Below are 18537 nucleotides of genomic sequence, written 5' to 3'. Positions count from 1 at the left end.
TTGTTAATAAATAACCATAAAACAGAAGAAAATAATAAAAGTATAAAAAAATTAAAGAATATACTAAATATTTAAACATAATGATGACAACGAACAAAATATTAGCTATAATTATCCCTAATTATAAAATATCTTATTACATTATAACGTGAAATTATAATAGGGGGTAGTAACTTTGAGTAATGAGCAATTAGATTTATTAAGAAAAGAATTAGATCAAGTGAATTTGGATATATTAGAATTGATCAATAAGCGAGCGGATTTAGTTCAACAAACGGCGCAAGCAAAAGAAAAGCAGGGTGCGAATCGTAGTTATGATCCAGTACGAGAACGAGATATGTTGGATTTAATCAAAGAACATAACAATGGTCCTTTTGAAAATGCGACCATTATTCACTTGTTTAAAGAAATTTTCAAGGCAGGATTAGAATTACAAGAAGATAATCATAGCAAAGCGTTGCTAGTATCACGTAAGAAAAAGCCAGAAGATACTATCATTGACATCAATGGAGAAAAGTTTGGTGATGGTAAAGAGCACTTTATTTTTGGCCCGTGTGCTGTGGAAAGTTATGAACAGGTAGCTCAAGTAGCTGAACAAGTGAAAGCTAAAGGATTAAAGTTATTACGTGGTGGTGCATTTAAACCAAGAACATCACCTTATGATTTCCAAGGACTTGGTTTTGAAGGGTTAGAAATTCTAAAACGTGTTGCAGATGAATATGACTTAGCTGTTGTAAGTGAAATTGTCAATCCCGCTGACATGGATAAAGCAATAGATTATATTGATGTTATTCAAATCGGAGCACGTAATATGCAAAACTTTGAATTATTAAAGGCTGCTGGGGAAGTGAACAAACCTGTACTCCTAAAAAGAGGGATGTCGGCAACGATTTCTGATTTTATTAATGCAGCAGAATACATTAATTCAAGAGGTAATGGCGATATTATTTTATGTGAGCGCGGGATTCGCACATATGAAAAGGCAACACGTAACACGTTAGACATTACAGCTGTTCCAATATTAAAACAAGAAACACATTTACCAGTAATGGTTGATGTTACTCACTCTACTGGAAGAAGAGATTTATTAATTCCAGCAGCTAAAGCGGCACTAGCTATTGGTGCTGACGGAGTAATGGCAGAAGTACATCCAGATCCAGCAGTGGCACTTTCTGACGCGGCACAACAAATGGATTTTGATATGTTTAACCGGTTCATGAATGAAGTTAAAAAATAAAGGATAGATAATAATCCTCTTGCCTGTAAAGTGCAAGAGGATTATTTATGTAATGATGAAATCAAGTTGATTTTTTAAAATAGACGATGCATAAAGTTGTATATTTTATGTTGTTTAATTTGAACAATCTATTTTTATAACTTACAATAGTAGGATAACAAAAACATATAAAATTTGTTATAATCATACATGTCTAGTAAAAAAAATGTATGTGTTTAAGGAGCTTTGCTGAAATAACGCTGAAATCGAAATATTTTTCAAAAAATGAAACTTAAAATAACGGAGGTAGATGAAAGGTGAATGTAACAATATATGACGTGGCACGAGAAGCAAATGTTTCAATGGCAACCGTCTCTCGTGTAGTGAATGGGAATCCGAATGTAAAACCGGCAACACGAAAAAAAGTACTAAATACAATTGAGCAGTTAGGATATAGACCAAATGCTGTGGCAAGAGGATTAGCAAGTAAAAAAACGACAACAGTTGGAGTAATCATACCAGATATTTCGAGTATTTTCTTTTCTGAATTAGCTCGTGGTATTGATGATATTGCTAATATGTATAAATATAACATCATATTAAGTAACTCTGATCAAAATGTAGATAAGGAAGTACAGCTGATTAATACAATGTTAGAAAAACAAGTCGATGGTATCGTGTTTATGGGAGGTAAAATTACAGAAGAGCATATACAACAATTTAAGACATCCCCAGTACCTATTGCACTTGCTGCTACAGTAGATCCAACAAATACGGTTTCTTCTGTAAATATTGATTATGAACAAGCTTCCTATGAAGCAACAAAATATTTAATTGACAATGGAAACAGCCACCCAGCTTATGTTTGTGCTACTGAAGAAACTGTAACAAATGAGTTGAAATTTAAAGGGTACGAACGTGCATTGCGGGAGGCGAACCAAGAAGTAGACATGTCTTATGTTATTAAAGGTGATATTACTTATGATGCAGGAAAAGATGCTGCAGAAAAGTTAGTTCATCTTCCAAACAGACCATCATCTATTCATGTTGCGTCAGATGAAATGGCTTTAGGTGTCATTCACGGTATTCAAGATCAAGGTTTACGTGTGCCAGAAGATATTGAGGTCTTTGGTTTTGATAATACAAGATTGGCAACGATGGTTCGTCCTACTTTATCGACTATTGTGCAACCAATGTATGATATTGGCGCTGTAGCGATGCGTTTATTGACTAAATATATGAATAAAGAAGAAGTAGAAGATGCAAATGTCATACTTCCGCATCAAATTATGGAAAGAAACTCAACAAAATCTAAATAATGCCGATATAAAATATATCAACATGCAAATCCTTGGTATAAGTGATTTATAAAAAGTTTGTAGCTAGTTAGGGAGAGAGCATATGAAAAAAAGAGATATTTTAACACCGATCGGCATTACGTTAGGCTTTATTATGATTGCATTTGGTATTGTTTCTAGTGGAGGTGCAGGAGGATTTGTATCCTTTATCCAAGTATCATCTGTAGTTATTGTGTTAGGAGGCTTAACAGCTGCACTATTGATTAACTTTAATTTGGAGCAAATTAAATTAACTGGTCGTGTAGTGAAGGAATCCTTTAATAAGAATCAACATGATATTTTAGCATTGATTCAATTGTTTGAGCGATTATCTGAAAGAGCTAGAAGAGAAGGATTACTAGCACTAGAGAATGAGTTGGATAATGTAGATGATCCTTTTATCAAAAAAGGTGTTTTACTAGCAGTGGATGGTATTGAACCAGAAGTGATTAATGATATTATGAATGCAGAAATTCGAGCGATGGATGATCGTCACCAAAAAGGGCGGATAATCATAGAAAAAGCAGGAGATTATGCCCCAGCTTGGGGGATGGTTGGTACACTAATTGGTTTGGTTCTCATGTTAAATAACTTAACTGATCCAACTACACTAGGACCGAATATGGCTGTTGCGTTATTGACCACTTTCTATGGTTCGTTATTAGCCAACCTTGTGTTTATACCGATGGCTGGAAAGTTAGAACTAAAAACAGAAGAAGAGATTTTTATGAAGCAAATTGTTATTGAAGGTGTTATCGGTGTACAATCAGGGCAAAATCCACGAATTCTTAAAGAAAAACTGAGTGCCTTTTTATCTGAAGATATGAAAAGAAAACAAGAAGATGAACAAGAAGAGTTTGTAGGAGAACCAGCTAATGATGCGTCGTAAAAAAAAAGTAAATAAAGGTGCACCGAAGTGGATGGTTACTTTTGCTGACATGGTTACATTGATTTTAGTTTTCTTTGTCTTATTATTTTCTATGTCTCAAATTGATTTGGTGAAATTCCAAGCTGTAGCCGAATCGTTTCGTAATCGAATGATTTTTGATAGCTATCCTTCCACACTAGAAATGGATCATCCTACTGAAAATTCTGAGCATCGAGAAGAAAATGAAGGATCGGATGATTTTCTTAATAACTTATCTGACTCAGAACCAGAAGAAGAATCAAATGAAGAAACAAACAGTGATATTATGGATGATAATCAAGAGTCATTGGACAAGCTGCTAGCTGAAATTAAAACATTTTTACGAGAAAACAATTTAGAAAATATGATTACTGCGAATCGAACAGATCAAGGTATCGTTTTAATATTGCAAGAGCGTATTTTGTTTGATACCGCAGAAGCCGATATTAAGGCAACTGGTGAGCCTTTTTTAGAGAAAGTTAGTTTATTATTGCGTAACATTCCAAATGAAATCCGTGTAGAAGGACACACTGACAATCGTTCAATATCCACAGTGCAATATCCATCTAATTGGGAGTTGTCAGGAGCACGAGCAAGTAGTGTGATTCGATACATTACAAATAATAGTGATTTAAATCAAGATAGATTTATAGCTGTAGGGTATGGTGATACAAGACCGATTGTAGAAAATAACTCTGCAGAAAATTGGAGCAAAAATAGACGAGTAGAAATTGTTATATTAGAATTGAATAAAGAGGAATAAAAGACATCTTTTTTAGAAAGATGTCTTTTTTCTGTTCATAGCGAAATCGAATGTAGGAACGTCATTTGTCGCTCAAAATAAATTCATTCAAGTTTTTTATACCATTTCAGTTTTTATTTGAATGTTATATATTAGCTGAACGGGAATAAATTTTAATTAATCCGTTTACCTTTTGAAAAGATGATTTATGCTTCTTGTTTGCGTCTAATGAAAATAGCCAGAAGTAAGAATAAACATAAATAAGCGATTAAGATAATGAAGCTTTGCCAATCTGGTGATGTGCCTTCTACGATATTCCAAGCCCCACTACCGAAATGATAAGAAGGCAGCCACTCTGCTAGTCGCTGTAAAAATGAAGGGAAGATGTCAACGGGCATCCACATACCACCTAGAATAGCCAATGCTAAATAGATAATATTACTCACTCCACCGGCAGTTTCTACTTTCCGCATGGTTCCCACCAATGAACCTAGAGCTAAAAATGGAATCGAAGCAATTAAAATCCATATACCAGAAAAAATCCATTGAAAAGCAGATAGAGATACGTCGTTTATAATAAAGCCTGCTAAAAAAACAATCAATATCGATAATAAATGGATAATAAATTGGCCAAACATTTTTGAAGCGAAATATGCCCAAGAAGGAAAGGGGGTGAGCTTCATAAACGTAGACCATCCTTCCGTTTGTTCTTGCACCATTCGAATGCCGAAGTTCATAATAGCAGATCCCATCACACTGAAGGTAGTCATCGACATAAGATAATACGCTTGCCACTCCCCTTGATCAGGCACGCCTGTATTTACTATATTCGTGAAAATAAAGTAAAATAATATTGGCATGAATAAGGACCAAAATACAAAGTAGGGATTGCGAAAAATACGTATCATTTCAAACTTGCATTGCGTTATAATTGCATGCATCTAGATAACCTCCTTCTGTTTTGAAGTTAAATGATCAAATGCTTCTTCCAATCGCCCTTGTTCAATAAACACATCTTTTACATCAAGACCTTGAGTAAAAATACGACTAAGTACTGTATCCGTATCATTCGTTACAGCATAAATTCTTCCTTCCTTTTCATAACAGCGAATAACCTCTGCAAATGATTGCATCTGTGCTATTACAGCATCGTTATTTGAAGTTTGGAACGATACGCTACGAGCTGAAACATTATGTTTAATATCATCAGGGCTACCATCCGCAATAATTTGTCCATCGTTAAAAAGAATAATTCTTTCGGAGAAATCATCCGCTTCTTGAAGGTAGTGTGTAGTGAAAATAACTGTTTTGCCTTGTTCTTTTAGCATATTTACTTTATCCCAAAAATTCTTTCTTGCCGTAATATCTAATCCTACCGTTGGCTCATCAAAAAATAGGAGGTCAGGATTCCCTGCAAGTGCAAGCGCAAATCCCAATCTTCTTTTTTGTCCGCCTGAAAGCTTATTTGCCCACTTCTTCAAAAGATCTTCATGTAAACCAGTCACTGAAATAAGCTCTTCTGTAGATAGTGGATGAGAATAATAGCTCCTAAATAGCTCAATTACTTCCTGAACTTTTAGCTGATTAATGACACTGACCTCTTGTAACATAGCCCCAATACGATTGCGAACAGTTACTTGTTTTGGATCTTCTCCGAATAGTGTAACCACACCTGCTGTTGGCTCAAGTAACCCTAGCATCATGGATATGGTAGTTGTTTTACCTGCACCATTTGGCCCTAAGATAGCTACTGTGCTACCTTTCTCAATCGTAAAAGAAATATCATTTACAGCGGTTGTTTTACCAAAACGTTTGGTTACGTTATGTACCTCAACTAAATTATCCATTTCTACTACCTCCCTTTATATAATTATAACATTGATTAGTTGTCAGAAAAATTATAATATTATTCATTTCCATGTTTTTTATAGAAACAACTTACTCCTGCACGGATGAATTCTTATCATATTGTGTTATACGATATAATTAATTTTGTTTACGATTGACGTTTTAAAAAACGTTCCAATTAATTAATAATTCTCTATCAAATGTTCAAATCGCTTGGAAAAAATATCGTTTAGATAATCAAATCAACTTGGTAGAATAGAGCGATAAAAAATGTTGGTGTAATAAAATACACCAACATTTTTAATATATAATCTGCTATTTAACATGTTGATTATTAGAGTGTGGGACGATCGTATATGTTAGTCATTATTTCAAAAAGTTAAGGATTTTCTTCTCCTGTATCCTCATCAGGTTGATCTTCTTCTTCTTTATCTGGATTGTCTCCACCATTGTTATTTCCTTGCTCTCCTGTGTTACCGTTGCTAGGCTTATCAGTCTCATTATCTTCTCCATTTTTAGGTTTTTCTTCTTTATCAGAGAAATTACCCACCTCTAATTTGTTAGATACTTTTGATTCTTGTCCGAAGTAATCAACGGCTTTAATTGTATAGACCCCTTGTGCATTACCAATATTATAATGTGTATCGGTCGTATGTCCAATTAAAGAGGATTTACTATCAGGATCGGTGGCTCGATAAATGCGATAGCCAACTGTATCTTTACTAGATGACTTTTTCCAAGTTAATTTACCACCAGCTTTTTTCAATGATGATGGAGCGTTTGGTGCCTTGCCATCATTTTTAATATCTGACGATTCTGCTGGTAATTTAAGAGTAGCCCATTTTTTATTGCTATTCGGAAAAAGCTTTGATAAATCACCTAATTTATCATAGTGATTTTCTTTTAACCATTCAGGATTAAATGCAATACCGTCGTCTTGTACAAACTCACTAGGTGTACTTTCACCTGCTAACACAGCCTTACCATCCACCATTGTGTAGCGACCTCTTATTAGGCTATTATCTTCTTTTGTCGGAACGTATTTCGCATTAAATATATCTGATCCAACCAAACCTAAATCGTTACAAATATCAGATGGTAATAACCCGGATGTTTTACAGAATGATCTTGAAACAATATTACCTGGGTTCTTAAATTTAGTACTTGGAGCCATTAAATCTGGGTCAATTTTAGTAGCTGCATTTACTAGTTTAGCCCAATATGATAGATTTCTCCCGCTATACCCACTATCTAACTTTTGTCTATAATCATATCCAATCCATGTTCCTAATGAGACGTTTGGATTCGTAGCGACAAACCATGCATCGGAGTAGTCATTACCAGTACCTGTTTTACCAGCCCAATCGACACTCGGGTTAGTTAGTCTTGCTCTTGCATACGTCCCAGTTCCTTGTGTAAGTACGTCACGCATCATATCTAACATCAAATAATTAGTTTGAGGTGTAAATACATCAACAGGTTCACTTTTATGTTGATAGACCTTCTCGCCGTCAACACTTTCAATACTTTCAATCATATAAGCGTCGACAAAACGTCCCCCGTTACCAAACGTTGAAAATCCATTGACTGTTTCTTCAACAGTAGCCTCAAACACACCAAGAGCCATAGAAGCATTTTCATGGTCAACGTCTGTGATGTTGCTGAATCCCATTTTAGCAAAATACTTTCCAACAGGATCTAAGCTTAAAATATCCTGATAAGCTTTTGCAGCAGAAACGTTATGTGATTTATACAATGCTTCTCGAGCTGTTACTAAGCCATAATGTCTACCAGTTACATAGTTATTTGGTATATATTTATAGGGACCTAGATCTAAGTCTGCAATAATAGATCCTGGTTGTAGTTTTCCTTCTTCCATTGCTGGTGCATAGACTAACAATGGTTTAGCAGTACTACCAATTGATCTTGGCGCTTGTGTCGCGTGATTGAGTTGTGCGACGTCAAAGTCTCGCCCGCCAACAAAACTAATAATTTTTCCTGTATCATTATCAATCAATACACTACCGGCTTGTACAGGCTGTACTAATGTTTCTTTTTTGCCTTCATCATTCTCAACTTTAATAACTTCACCAGTATTAATATTTCGAGCCACCTTTTCAACCCCGAAATTATTATGTTCTTTTGTTATCTTCTGAAAAGCATCGTAAATTTCTTTATTTATTGTCGTATGAATTTTGTATCCACCTTGACTAAGCGCACGCCCTGCTTTCATTATATATTCTTCTCTTAACGATTCACTTTTTTCTAAATCTTTCATGCTGTAACCATCATCAATCGCTAACTTGTCTCGAAGCAATTCGGTTGCTCTATCCTTTATTTCAAGTGTTAAATACGGATAACGATCAAAAACAGATTGACTTGAATCTGTTAAACTAGCAACAAGATCATAATTGATTGCTTCGTCATACTCTTCCTGTGTGATAAAATTATTTTCTAGCATTCTAGAAAGAACAGTCCTCATTCGATTAAGCCCAGCTTGTAGCCCTTTCTCGTCTTTTACTTGACCACCGTTTGTAAAAGGAGTATACGCAAAAGGACTTTGTGGTAAGCCTGCAATAAATGCAGCTTGAGGTAGGTTTAAATCTTTAGGCTCAACTCCAAAAATTCCTTTTGCAGCTGTCTTAACCCCTGCAATATTCTGTCCATTGGCGTTACGTCCAAAAGGAACGACATTTAGATATACTTCTAAAATATCTTCTTTTTTCAAAAAATTCTCTGCACGTAAAGCAAGTAATATTTCCTTTGCCTTTCGCTCGAATGATACTTCATTTGTTAGTATTTGATTTTTAATGATTTGTTGCGTTAAGGTACTACCACCTGTTTTTACTGATGAATTTGTAACTTCTTGAAACATGGCACGTAATACTGCTTTTGGAACAACACCTTCATGTTCATAAAAACTGGCATCTTCTGTAGCTACAATTGCGTCTAAGACCAATGGGGAAACCTTATCTAGCGTTATTTCTTCACGATATAAATCAGAACTAACTTCACCCATATATACGTTGTTTGCAAAATATATTTCTGATGTTTCTGAATAATTATAAATAGCATTTTTCATGTCTTTTTCTGCACGAACAGGTTCGTCCTTAACAAGCGATGCGAAATAACCAGCACCTAACCCTCCGCCAAAGAATAGTCCTACGACACCAATAATGATAAAAAACAGAATGACATTCCACGTTACATCATATGTTATTCTCGATGTCCGTTGAATCACTCCAGTTTTCCATCTCTGCTTTATTGCGTTTATCGATTTATGATAAAATTCTTTTATATCCATGATCGACCCTCCTAAAATTCCAATCTATATTATAGCATAGAAATAAACATTGATAAGAAATTTAAGATGAAAAAATTGAATTTAAATTGCATTCATAAAGGAAATGTGATATTAATATATAAATAACAATTATATGAACAGCTACGAAAGAATGAAGTAGTAATCAAATTCCCTGCTATAGAGAGCTAACGGTCGGTGAAAGTTAGTGTATAGTTTGATTGCGAATTACGCTCTGGAGCTTCTTCTATCTATAATAGAAGACGGTGCTTATTGCAACGTTAACAAATGGAGTGACAACAGTAATACGTTGTAACTAGGGTGGTACCGCGAGTAATATTCGTCCCTTTTTGGATGATTATTGCTCTTTTTTTTGTAGTTAAAAGTAAAAGTTTAGGAGTGATTAGATGGATATTTTAAAAGATCTGCAAGAACGCGGATTAATTCAACAAATGACAGATGAAGAGGGATTAAAGGAACATTTAGCAAATCAAACAGTTACGCTGTATTGCGGTTTCGATCCAACGGCAGATAGTTTGCATATTGGACATCTAGTACCAGCACTAATGTTAAAAAGATTTCAACGTGCAGGGCATCGTCCAATTGCTTTGATCGGTGGAGGGACTGGAATGATTGGGGATCCAAGTGGCCGAACAGATGAGCGTCAATTAAATGATGAAAAAACTGTACAGTACTTTAGTGATAGTATTACAAAGCAATTAGCACGTATTTTAGATTTTGAAAGTCATGAAAATGGGGCAGTAGCTAGAAATAATGCAGAATGGTTAAATAATATTACTATAATTGAATTTTTGCGTGATACGGGTAAACATTTTGGGATTAATTACATGCTTGCTAAAGACTCGGTACAATCACGTTTAGAAAATGGTATTTCATTTACTGAGTTTACTTACATGATTCTACAATCCTTTGATTTCTTAAATCTGTATGAAAAAGAGAATTGTTCTTTGCAAATTGGTGGAAGTGATCAGTGGGGGAACATTACTGCTGGGATGGAGTTAATTCGTCGTGCTAAAGAAGAAAGCGATGATGCGAAGGTTTACGGGTTAACTGTGCCACTAATTACAAAAGCTGATGGAACGAAATTTGGTAAGACAGCAGGTGGGGCGGTATGGTTAGACCCAAAGAAAACATCTCCTTATGAGTTCTATCAATTTTGGATTAACACAGATGATCGTGATGTGATTAAATTCTTGAAATATTTCACATTTTTGAACATGGATGAAATAGCAACACTTGAGAAAGAATTAGAATTAGCTCCAGAAAAACGTGTTCCTCACAGAAGGCTAGCTGAGGAAATGACAATCTTAGTTCACAATGAAGCAGCATTGGCACAAGCAGAAAAAATTACAGCAGCCTTGTTTAGTGGAGATATTAAAGCATTGAACGGTAGCGAGATAGAACAAGGCTTTAAAGATGTACCAACAGTTGAATTTTCAAAAGAGGATAAATTGATTGTTGATTTATTAGTAGAAGCAGGAATTGCATCATCAAAGCGACAAGCAAGAGAAGATGTAAACAATGGAGCTGTGTATGTGAATGGTGACCGTCAACAAGAGTTGACCTACACTATTAATGCAGAAGATCGAATTGATGATACGTTTACAATTATTCGCAGGGGTAAAAAGAAATATTTTTTAATTAAATTTGTGTAATAGTTTTGCAGTAAAAAGGGTATTCTCAAACAGAGAGTACCTTTTTTTTAGGTAGTTCAAAGCTTACTAGATAAATGAAAGATAAACATTATTATATAAGAAAGGGTGAGAAGAATGGAAAAAATAGCGGTGTTGACTTCAGGTGGAGATTCTCAGGGTATGAACAGTGCCATACGTTCGGTTGTTCGGACTGGATTGGCATATGGTTATGAAATGATAGGTATAAAACGAGGATATAAAGGTTTAATAGAAAATGATTTTATTACATTAGGAAGTAAGGATGTTAGTGATATTTTATATCGAGGAGGTACTTTCTTACAATCAGCGCGATCAGAGGAATTTAAAACAGAAGTGGGACAAAACAAAGCGGTAAACAATTTAAAAAACCATGAAATTAACCATCTCATTGTTATTGGTGGGGATGGTAGCTATCGCGGTGCTCAATCGCTACTGAAACAGGGCATCAACACATACGGTTTACCTGGTACTATCGATAATGATATTCCTTTAACGGATTATACAATCGGTTTTGATACTACATTAAATGTTATCCAAGATGCAATTAGCAATTTACGTGACACGATGAGTAGCCATGAGCGTGTTAGTGTAATAGAAGTAATGGGGAGAAAGTGTGGTGACATTGCACTACAAGCTGGAATAGCTAGCGGTGTTGACGCTGTTCTAATTCCTGAGTTTGGCTATGATATGAAAGCAGTGGCTAGCCAATTAACACAAGGTTTTGAAAGAGGGAAAACACACAGTATTGTTATGGTTGCAGAAGGAGCTGGGACTGCAGAAGAAATAGCTGCATTAATTGAACAGCATTCCAATTTAGATACACGTCCGACCGTTTTAGGTCATATCCAAAGAGGGGGGACGCCGACAGCTTTTGATCGTCTGTTTACCAGTCGAATGGGACACAAAGTAATTGATTTGATTCATAAAGGGGTAACAGGCGTTGCATTAGGTATGGAAAAGAATGAGATCACGTATCATACTTTTGATGAAATCGTTCAATCGGAAAATGAAATAGATGAGAAACTATATAAAATGTTCCACGACTTAATCTAAATAAAACAAAATTCTCATGCATACAATTTAAATGAGAATCAGTAAAGATCTTGCTTAAAACAAGTATACCTGTTGCTTTCCAACATTTTTCATCATTAATAGCTTAAAAAGTGTATTTGAAATGTTTGAAATGCAGGTAAATATAAAAAATGGTTAAACAGATGATAAAATTAGAAAAAGGGATTGACTTTCGTAACAATTCCTTTATAATAATTCATATAGAGTTAGAATAATTATTGTTTGAGGTGCTACTAGATAGAAATTGCAAACAATAAAAATTAATTATATTAGGAGGACAATAGTATGTCATTAATCGGTTCAGAAGTATTACCATTTACAGCTTCAGCTTTCAAAGCTGGTGAAGATTTTTTTGAGGTAACAGAAAATGATTTTAAAGGAAAATGGAGCGTCGTATGCTTTTACCCAGCAGACTTCTCGTTTGTTTGCCCAACAGAATTAGAAGATTTACAAACAGAATATCCTGCATTGAAAGATTTAGGAGTTGAAGTATATGCTGTGTCAACTGATACACACTTTGTACATAAAGCATGGCATGAGCACTCTGAGGCAGTAGGAAAAATTAAATATACAATGATTGGTGATCCATCACAAACCATTTCACGTAATTTCGATGTGTTAGATGAAGAGGCTGGATTAGCGGATCGTGGTACTTTTATTATTGATCCAGATGGCGTTATTCAAACTGTAGAAATTAACGCTGGGGGAATTGGTCGTGATGCAAGTACACTAATCAATAAAGTAAAGGCTGCGCAATATGTTCGCCAAAATCCTGGTGAAGTTTGTCCTGCAAAATGGGAAGAAGGTTCTGAAACACTTAAACCTAGCCTTGATATTGTAGGTAAAATCTAAGGAGTGCGATAAATATGTTAGATCAAGATATTAAACAGCAGCTTGCTGGATATCTAGAATTAATGGAAAATGATATTGTCATTAAAGTCAGTATAGGTGATGACAATATTTCAAAAGAAATGAAAGAGCTTGTTAATGAAATCGCTGATATGTCTGGAAAAATATCTGTGCAAGAAGCACAATTACAGCGTACGCCAAGCTTTAGTATAAATCGTGTCAATGAAGATACAGGTATAACATTTGCCGGAATTCCATTAGGGCATGAGTTTACTTCGCTAGTTCTTGCTTTACTTCAAGTAAGCGGACGTCCACCGAAAGTGGAAGATGAAGTAATTGATCAAATTAAAAATGTTAAAGGTGAGTATCACTTCGAAACATATGTGAGCTTGAGCTGTCATAATTGCCCAGATGTAGTGCAAGCTTTAAATGTAATGAGTGTAGTTCATCCAAATATTACTCATACAATGATTGATGGTGCTGCATATAAAGCAGAAGTAGAACAGAAAAATGTAATGGCTGTTCCAGCTGTGTACCTTAATGGCGAGTTCTTCGGTAGTGGCCGTATGTCCCTTGAGGAAATACTAGCTCAAGTTGGAGATGCTCCTGATCCATCTGAACTAACAGATAAAGATCCATTTGATGTATTAGTTGTTGGCGGCGGACCGGCTGGAGCTAGCGCAGCTATTTATGCTGCAAGAAAAGGCATTCGAACAGGTATCGTAGCTGAACGTTTTGGTGGTCAAGTGATGGACACATTAGGAATTGAGAACTTTATCAGTAACACTTACACAGAAGGGCCAAAACTAATGGCAAGTGTGGAAGCTCATGTCAATGATTATGATATTGATGTGATGAAGCTTCAAAAAGTAAATAAATTGACAAAGAATGAACTTTTTGAAATAGAACTTGAAAATGGAGCAACCTTGCAAAGTAAAACCGTTATTCTTTCTACTGGTGCACGTTGGCGTAATGTTGGTGTGCCTGGCGAGGTAGAATTTAGAAATAAAGGGGTTGCTTATTGTCCTCACTGTGACGGGCCTTTATTTGAAGGAAAGCACGTTGCCGTTATTGGTGGAGGTAATTCTGGTATAGAAGCAGCTATTGATCTTGCGGGTGTAGTAAAACATGTCACCGTGATAGAATTCATGCCTGAACTAAAGGCAGATGCTGTTCTTCAAGAAAGATTATATAGCTTACCAAATATCACCGTAATAAAAAATGCAAAGACAACTGAAATTACAGGTGATGAAAGAGTGAACGGTATAAGCTATGTTGATCGTGACACGAATGAAGCGCATCATATTGAACTAGCAGGTGTGTTTGTACAAATTGGTCTTGTGCCAAATACGGAGTGGCTCGGAGATACTGTTGAACGAAACCGCATGGGTGAAATTGTCATTGATAAACGTGGTGCTACAAGTTTACCGGGAGTTTTTGCAGCAGGTGATTGTACCGACTCGCCTTATAAGCAAATTATTATTTCCATGGGAACTGGAGCAGCTGCATCATTAGGTGCATTTGACTACTTGATTCGTAACTAAAAAAGAAAAGGTATGAAACCAATGATTGATTGGTTTTCATACCTTTTCTTGTAATATGCGTAATTTTTTCATATCCCGACATATAATAGAGCCATATGACTTCGACTTGAGGCAGGTAATTCTATGTAATAAGAGTCTGGGTGATTATGTTCATCTAAAAATTATTTCCTTGAGATAACTTTTTCTATTGCACGTTGTTGGTGTTTAGATACGGCTTTGATAATGCCGTAATGGAATGCTTCCATACCTTGCTAAAGTTAGAATAGGAAGAATCGTACTAAATCCAGTGATAAGCTTGCTTGCCGTTGACTGGTAGTGAGCTCATTGCCTAAGATATCTTTTCCAGTTAAATACTCAGAAAAGCCATTAGCGGAAACTAATCTATAAATACCATATTCGGTGTTTTTTATGATTTGTAAGCTTTTCGTTGTTTTATACATGTCGAATGACGTTGTCGTGGCATTGACTGCTTTTGTTGTTTTATATATGGCTGTGCCACCTTTACCTACCCACCCGAAGACAGGAATCAAGCCAGCTGCTAACATGGCGGCGGCAGTTGCTTGTTGCATAGCAGTTAATTTTTCTCCCGTAACTGGATCGATCCCCTCTACCATCCGTTTAAAATCATAATATCCAATAAGCTCGCAACCAAGTATTTTAGTTCCTTCCCAGAACTTTTCAAGCCATTTCTTGTTTTCTTCTTCTTTGATTTGTTTGTGAATCTTTGACAAGGCTGTGTCCTAATACGATTAGCCATCTTTGTTCAGACAATGTGGAGAGGGTTTATCTCTCCACATTAGAAACGGTATGCCAAGTGTTAGACATCGACATTCAGGAGTTAGTCGAGGTGGAGTAGTCCTCTCGATAAAGTAATCGTTCTTTTGTACGTAAAAGTTGCGAAAAATTTAAAAGTAAGGGAGAAAGCAAAGGGTAAGTATTTGAGGATAAGTATGGTAGTATCTGATGATTTTAGGTTATTTCACAACAAAGGAAATTCACTAGATAGGGTACCCTTTTTATAGGAATAACAAAAGATAGGTGTATCCTGTCTTTAACAATTACTTCATTCGCCACTAGGTCTATAAATAACAACCCTGAAAAGCGAAAGCTAGTCAGGGTTAAATAATAGTTATAAAACTGAATTTCTACTAATATCAAATATATTTATGTCTTTTTCTTCAAACAAGTCTTCTAAGGCTTCTGTTCCTTCTCTCTCAGCAAATAATAACTCTTTTGCAGAAATTGGTACTGCAAGTAACCATGTAACTTTCTTATCTATAAAGTCTAGGGAAATAAGTTTTTCCCATAAAAAAGGTGAAGTAAACAATACATGTTCCATCTCACTATCTGGATAGTACATTCTTACTGCCCCTTTAAATATTTCACCGTGAGCGATAGGCAACTTTGTATTTATAATATTGAAAACACATGTAGATAATACATTCGGAAAGAGTTCAAACATGGTTGCACCAGCCCCGACAATTTCTACTCGCAAAGGTTTTTCATCAACTGAGTATCCAATTGAATAATCAGATAAACCAATTGTAGAATAAGAAGTAACACCCTCATAAGGTCTATCTATAGTCGATAATATATCAATATCACTCACATTATTTTCATCCCAATATTTTGAGACACTAGGTTTTCCTCCGAATGCTTCTAAAGCAGTTCTTGCAATAATTTTGTTCGCTTTAGTAACTGTCATACTAAACCTCCTACAATCATAATTAATTATTAATCACCAAAATAATCATCTGTTAAATCTTCTCCCTTATGACTCCTATTTGAGGAAGGTAATTCTGGATAATAATGGTCTGGGTTATTATGTTCATCTAAAAATTCTTTCCTTGATATACCTCGTTCCATTGCACTTTGTTGGTGTTTTCTAAATTCATAACCTGGTTTGTGCCCCATATCCCATGGCCCATCTTTATTCATCAGTGTGCCAGTAAGTGGGTCTCTTACATTACCATCTGTATCTTTAGCTTTTTCCCAGACTTCATCTCTAACGCCTTTTCTATATCCAGAAGGTCTTTTATACGTTTTATCAAGACTACCTTTACCCTTAGTAACTTTCGCAAAGCTCGTGTGTATCTCTTGTTGTACGTGAGTATCGCGCATCGCGTTGATAGGTAAGCGTGGGCCTCCTGCCATCGCAACATCCGTTTGTGAAACAAGTCCGTTAAACCAATGATCGACGAAGGATCTTGCCGATTGCGTGTTTCGAACGACGCGTTCATGTGCTTTTTTAGTGATATCTTTGGTAACAGCCTTAGATGCAGGTGTCAGTTCTATCGCCGTAGGAAGGATCCCTGCTAAACCGAGTGATAAGCTTGCTTGCCGTTGACTGGTAGTGAGCGCATTGCCTAAGATATCTTTTCCAGTTAAATACTCAGAAAAGCCATTAGCGGAAATTAATCCATATATACCATATTCGGTGTTTTTTATGACTTGTAAGCTTTTCGTTGTTTTATACATGTCGAATACCGCTGTCGTGGCATTAACCGCTTTTGTTGTTTTATATATAGCTACGCCACCTTTACCTACCCACCCGAAGACAGGAATCAAGCCAGCTGCTAACATGGCGGCGGCACCTGCTTGTTGCATAATGGAAGTGCGATTCGTAAAGTAATGTACACAACGAACGCCGTAGAAAGTATTCATTCCAGTTTCAGAAAAGTAACCAAAAAAGGCGCATTCCCAAATGAGAACGCCCTATTAAAAGTATTATTTTTACGAATTAAAGAACTTGAGATCAAATGGAAAGGTGGCCACATCCAAAATTGGGCAATGGTTATGAACCAACTTCTTATCCATGATAATTTAAAAATCGGGTATTAAAGTACCTTGCGTAAATTAGAACTTACACACTTTATTTGACAAACCTCAATCACAAAGTGCTTTATAATTAGCTATATTAAGTATTTCATTATTATTTCTATCTTTAAACCAACGAGCCTGTTTAATGTCTTAAGTTTTTGGCATGTTACCTGTAACAATACTTCATAAGTTTAAAATGTCATCTCGCCAAAATATTGTAGCTGAATTTTCTCAACTCTACATAAGATCCCCACAAATTAATCTTCGCCATACATTAAATCATCTAACATTTCATTTTGTCGTTGTATTTCTTTATATCTATCAAATCTATTCATTAAATATTCAACAGATACTTCTTTATTTTTAACTAATTCACCATCAAACAGTCTTATCTTCGCACCAACATTTATCAATTCATTTATTAATTTTTTAAGTTTTGTATCGTCCTCATCATCTTCAAACAGATTACATTCCATTATTGGACTACCATTTCCAATTCTTTTTTTTATCTCAGAAAATCCTAAATTTGTATTTTTTCTTATTGTAGGTAAATATTTCATTTGAGTTTCATCATGTTCTACCACTAAAAGTATTACCGACATATTTATATCCTCCTTAAAATTCATTATCAACTGAATTATTTAGTGGTTTACCAGGTAGGCTTTTCTTATAGCTACCACCATGCCATCGATACAAATGTTCTCTAAATGTTACAGGATATATAATTTCGCCTCTGTTGGCGATTTGTGGATATTTAGATACACTATAAGTATGGTGACCAATCATAGTTTTACGTTCATATTTTGGCACCTTACCATTTATTATGTCTTTTGCTTGTTTCTCCGTCCATACCCTTGTAGCTTCTCCCTTTAACAAGCGTTCTCTTTCTTGTTCCCAGAAGTCATCTACACCTTTATCTCTTCTGCGTTTAAATCTCTTGTTCCACATCAATTGTTGCCATTCTTCTTTTGTGATAGTTCTATTTTTTACCTTTGCGTTCAATTGTTTCATTTTTTTACTACCCATGATTTTATATGGAGTTACTCTTAGAGTTAAGTCCAAGCCTTTAGCCCTTTCAGCAATAATAACTACTTCATCTTTAATGTTCTTAACTTGGATAGTTTCACCCGCACCCTTAGTAACTTTCGCAAAGCTCGTGTGTATCTCTTGTTGTACGTGAGTATCACGCATCGCGTTGATAGGTAAGC

General features: G+C 35.5%; 15 protein-coding genes, 3 pseudogenes and 1 other annotated feature. Of the genes and pseudogenes, 10 read left to right on the top strand and 8 right to left on the bottom strand.

All coding sequences use genetic code 11. The features are described from left to right. Nucleotides 1-175: 175 nt before the first annotated feature. The 4 genes from ACH6CY_RS13020 to motS all read left to right on the top strand — a co-directional run bounded on the left by ACH6CY_RS13020 (nucleotide 176) and on the right by motS (nucleotide 4223). A complete protein-coding gene (locus tag ACH6CY_RS13020; RefSeq protein WP_374067761.1) occupies nucleotides 176-1237 on the top strand; it encodes a bifunctional 3-deoxy-7-phosphoheptulonate synthase/chorismate mutase in 1062 nt (353 codons plus the stop codon). A gap of 296 nt (nucleotides 1238-1533) precedes the next feature. Then, nucleotides 1534-2535, top strand: a complete 1002-nt coding sequence (gene ccpA / locus ACH6CY_RS13015) for a catabolite control protein A (protein WP_374067760.1) — start codon at nucleotides 1534-1536, stop codon at nucleotides 2533-2535. An 82-nt stretch (nucleotides 2536-2617) separates the two neighbouring features. Beyond that, the gene (motP, locus tag ACH6CY_RS13010) at nucleotides 2618-3442 is read left to right on the top strand and encodes a flagellar motor protein MotP (protein WP_374067759.1); all 825 of its coding nucleotides are present in this window, start codon (nucleotides 2618-2620) and stop codon (nucleotides 3440-3442) included. Then, on the top strand, nucleotides 3429-4223 hold the full coding sequence (gene motS / locus ACH6CY_RS13005; protein WP_374067758.1) for a flagellar motor protein MotS: 795 nt from the start codon (nucleotides 3429-3431) through the stop codon (nucleotides 4221-4223). Before motP ends, motS begins: the two co-directional genes overlap by 14 nt. 185 nt (nucleotides 4224-4408) lie before the next feature. Here motS and ACH6CY_RS13000 read toward each other — a convergent pair whose 3' ends face one another. From ACH6CY_RS13000 to ACH6CY_RS12990, 3 genes are all read right to left on the bottom strand, one after another. Continuing rightward, nucleotides 4409-5143 carry an ABC transporter permease gene (locus ACH6CY_RS13000; RefSeq protein ID WP_374067757.1) on the bottom strand — a complete coding sequence of 245 codons (735 nt, stop codon included), beginning with the start codon at nucleotides 5141-5143 and terminating at the stop codon, nucleotides 4409-4411. After that, nucleotides 5144-6049, bottom strand: coding sequence for an ABC transporter ATP-binding protein (locus ACH6CY_RS12995; RefSeq protein ID WP_374067756.1), 906 nt, complete (start codon nucleotides 6047-6049; stop codon nucleotides 5144-5146). A gap of 380 nt (nucleotides 6050-6429) precedes the next feature. After that, nucleotides 6430-9354: a transglycosylase domain-containing protein gene (locus ACH6CY_RS12990; RefSeq protein WP_374067755.1), complete on the bottom strand. Its 2925-nt coding sequence runs from the start codon at nucleotides 9352-9354 to the stop codon at nucleotides 6430-6432. A 134-nt stretch (nucleotides 9355-9488) separates the two neighbouring features. Next, nucleotides 9489-9702 (top strand) — a binding site (T-box leader). A 56-nt stretch (nucleotides 9703-9758) separates the two neighbouring features. Here ACH6CY_RS12990 and tyrS point away from each other — a divergent pair. From tyrS to ahpF, 4 genes are all read left to right on the top strand, one after another. Next, nucleotides 9759-11027: a tyrosine--tRNA ligase gene (gene tyrS, locus ACH6CY_RS12985; protein WP_374067754.1), complete on the top strand. Its 1269-nt coding sequence runs from the start codon at nucleotides 9759-9761 to the stop codon at nucleotides 11025-11027. A 105-nt stretch (nucleotides 11028-11132) separates the two neighbouring features. Continuing rightward, on the top strand, nucleotides 11133-12098 hold the full coding sequence (gene pfkA / locus ACH6CY_RS12980) for a 6-phosphofructokinase (RefSeq protein WP_374067753.1): 966 nt from the start codon (nucleotides 11133-11135) through the stop codon (nucleotides 12096-12098). A 303-nt stretch (nucleotides 12099-12401) separates the two neighbouring features. Then, complete coding sequence (ahpC, locus tag ACH6CY_RS12975) at nucleotides 12402-12968, top strand: alkyl hydroperoxide reductase subunit C (protein WP_374067752.1); 567 nt, start codon at nucleotides 12402-12404, stop codon at nucleotides 12966-12968. 14 nt (nucleotides 12969-12982) lie between these two features. After that, nucleotides 12983-14509 carry an alkyl hydroperoxide reductase subunit F gene (gene ahpF, locus ACH6CY_RS12970; RefSeq protein WP_374067751.1) on the top strand — a complete coding sequence of 509 codons (1527 nt, stop codon included), beginning with the start codon at nucleotides 12983-12985 and terminating at the stop codon, nucleotides 14507-14509. A 257-nt stretch (nucleotides 14510-14766) separates the two neighbouring features. Here ahpF and ACH6CY_RS12965 read toward each other — a convergent pair whose 3' ends face one another. Then, nucleotides 14767-15240 (bottom strand): pre-toxin TG domain-containing protein, encoded by a 474-nt coding sequence (locus ACH6CY_RS12965; RefSeq protein WP_374067750.1) that lies wholly within the window; start codon nucleotides 15238-15240, stop codon nucleotides 14767-14769. A gap of 41 nt (nucleotides 15241-15281) precedes the next feature. On the opposite strand from ACH6CY_RS12965, the gene ACH6CY_RS12960 reads away from it, so the two are divergent. After that, nucleotides 15282-15365: a helix-turn-helix domain-containing protein gene (locus ACH6CY_RS12960; protein WP_374067788.1), complete on the top strand. Its 84-nt coding sequence runs from the start codon at nucleotides 15282-15284 to the stop codon at nucleotides 15363-15365. Between the two features lie 273 nt (nucleotides 15366-15638). Here the strand turns inward: ACH6CY_RS12960 and ACH6CY_RS12955 are convergent, their stop codons facing one another. Together ACH6CY_RS12955 and ACH6CY_RS15705 are read right to left on the bottom strand one after the other, a co-directional pair. Further along, nucleotides 15639-16214: a suppressor of fused domain protein gene (locus ACH6CY_RS12955; protein ID WP_374067749.1), complete on the bottom strand. Its 576-nt coding sequence runs from the start codon at nucleotides 16212-16214 to the stop codon at nucleotides 15639-15641. A gap of 29 nt (nucleotides 16215-16243) precedes the next feature. After that, nucleotides 16244-16561, bottom strand: a pseudogene (locus ACH6CY_RS15705) (HNH/ENDO VII family nuclease); the annotation flags it as partial. Between the two features lie 558 nt (nucleotides 16562-17119). On the opposite strand from ACH6CY_RS15705, the pseudogene ACH6CY_RS12945 reads away from it, so the two are divergent. Beyond that, a pseudogene (locus tag ACH6CY_RS12945) lies at nucleotides 17120-17364 on the top strand (transposase); the annotation flags it as partial. A 222-nt stretch (nucleotides 17365-17586) separates the two neighbouring features. On the opposite strand, the gene ACH6CY_RS12940 reads toward ACH6CY_RS12945, so the two are convergent. Beyond that, a complete protein-coding gene (locus ACH6CY_RS12940; RefSeq protein ID WP_374067747.1) occupies nucleotides 17587-17931 on the bottom strand; it encodes a hypothetical protein in 345 nt (114 codons plus the stop codon). A gap of 13 nt (nucleotides 17932-17944) precedes the next feature. Further along, nucleotides 17945-18537, bottom strand: a pseudogene (locus ACH6CY_RS12935) (pre-toxin TG domain-containing protein); the annotation flags it as partial.

It is taken from the genome of Paraliobacillus sp. JSM ZJ581 (assembly GCF_044383835.1).
Lineage (GTDB): Bacteria > Bacillota > Bacilli > Bacillales > Amphibacillaceae > Paraliobacillus.
The sequence above is the reverse complement of the archived record's forward strand: the minus strand, read 5'-3'. Positions and strand labels throughout refer to the sequence as shown.

What these genes read in the sequence shown, in the direction of transcription:
- motP (WP_374067759.1), top strand. Translation starts at nt 2,618, where the DNA reads ATGAAAAAAAGAGATATTTTAACACCGATCGGCATTACGTTAGGCTTT.
- motS (WP_374067758.1), top strand. Translation starts at nt 3,429, where the DNA reads ATGATGCGTCGTAAAAAAAAAGTAAATAAAGGTGCACCGAAGTGGATG.
- ACH6CY_RS13000 (WP_374067757.1), bottom strand. Translation starts at nt 5,143, where the DNA reads ATGCATGCAATTATAACGCAATGCAAGTTTGAAATGATACGTATTTTT.
- ACH6CY_RS12995 (WP_374067756.1), bottom strand. Translation starts at nt 6,049, where the DNA reads ATGGATAATTTAGTTGAGGTACATAACGTAACCAAACGTTTTGGTAAA.
- ACH6CY_RS12990 (WP_374067755.1), bottom strand. Translation starts at nt 9,354, where the DNA reads ATGGATATAAAAGAATTTTATCATAAATCGATAAACGCAATAAAGCAG.
- tyrS (WP_374067754.1), top strand. Translation starts at nt 9,759, where the DNA reads ATGGATATTTTAAAAGATCTGCAAGAACGCGGATTAATTCAACAAATG.
- ahpC (WP_374067752.1), top strand. Translation starts at nt 12,402, where the DNA reads ATGTCATTAATCGGTTCAGAAGTATTACCATTTACAGCTTCAGCTTTC.
- ahpF (WP_374067751.1), top strand. Translation starts at nt 12,983, where the DNA reads ATGTTAGATCAAGATATTAAACAGCAGCTTGCTGGATATCTAGAATTA.
- ACH6CY_RS12955 (WP_374067749.1), bottom strand. Translation starts at nt 16,214, where the DNA reads ATGACAGTTACTAAAGCGAACAAAATTATTGCAAGAACTGCTTTAGAA.
- ACH6CY_RS12940 (WP_374067747.1), bottom strand. Translation starts at nt 17,931, where the DNA reads ATGTCGGTAATACTTTTAGTGGTAGAACATGATGAAACTCAAATGAAA.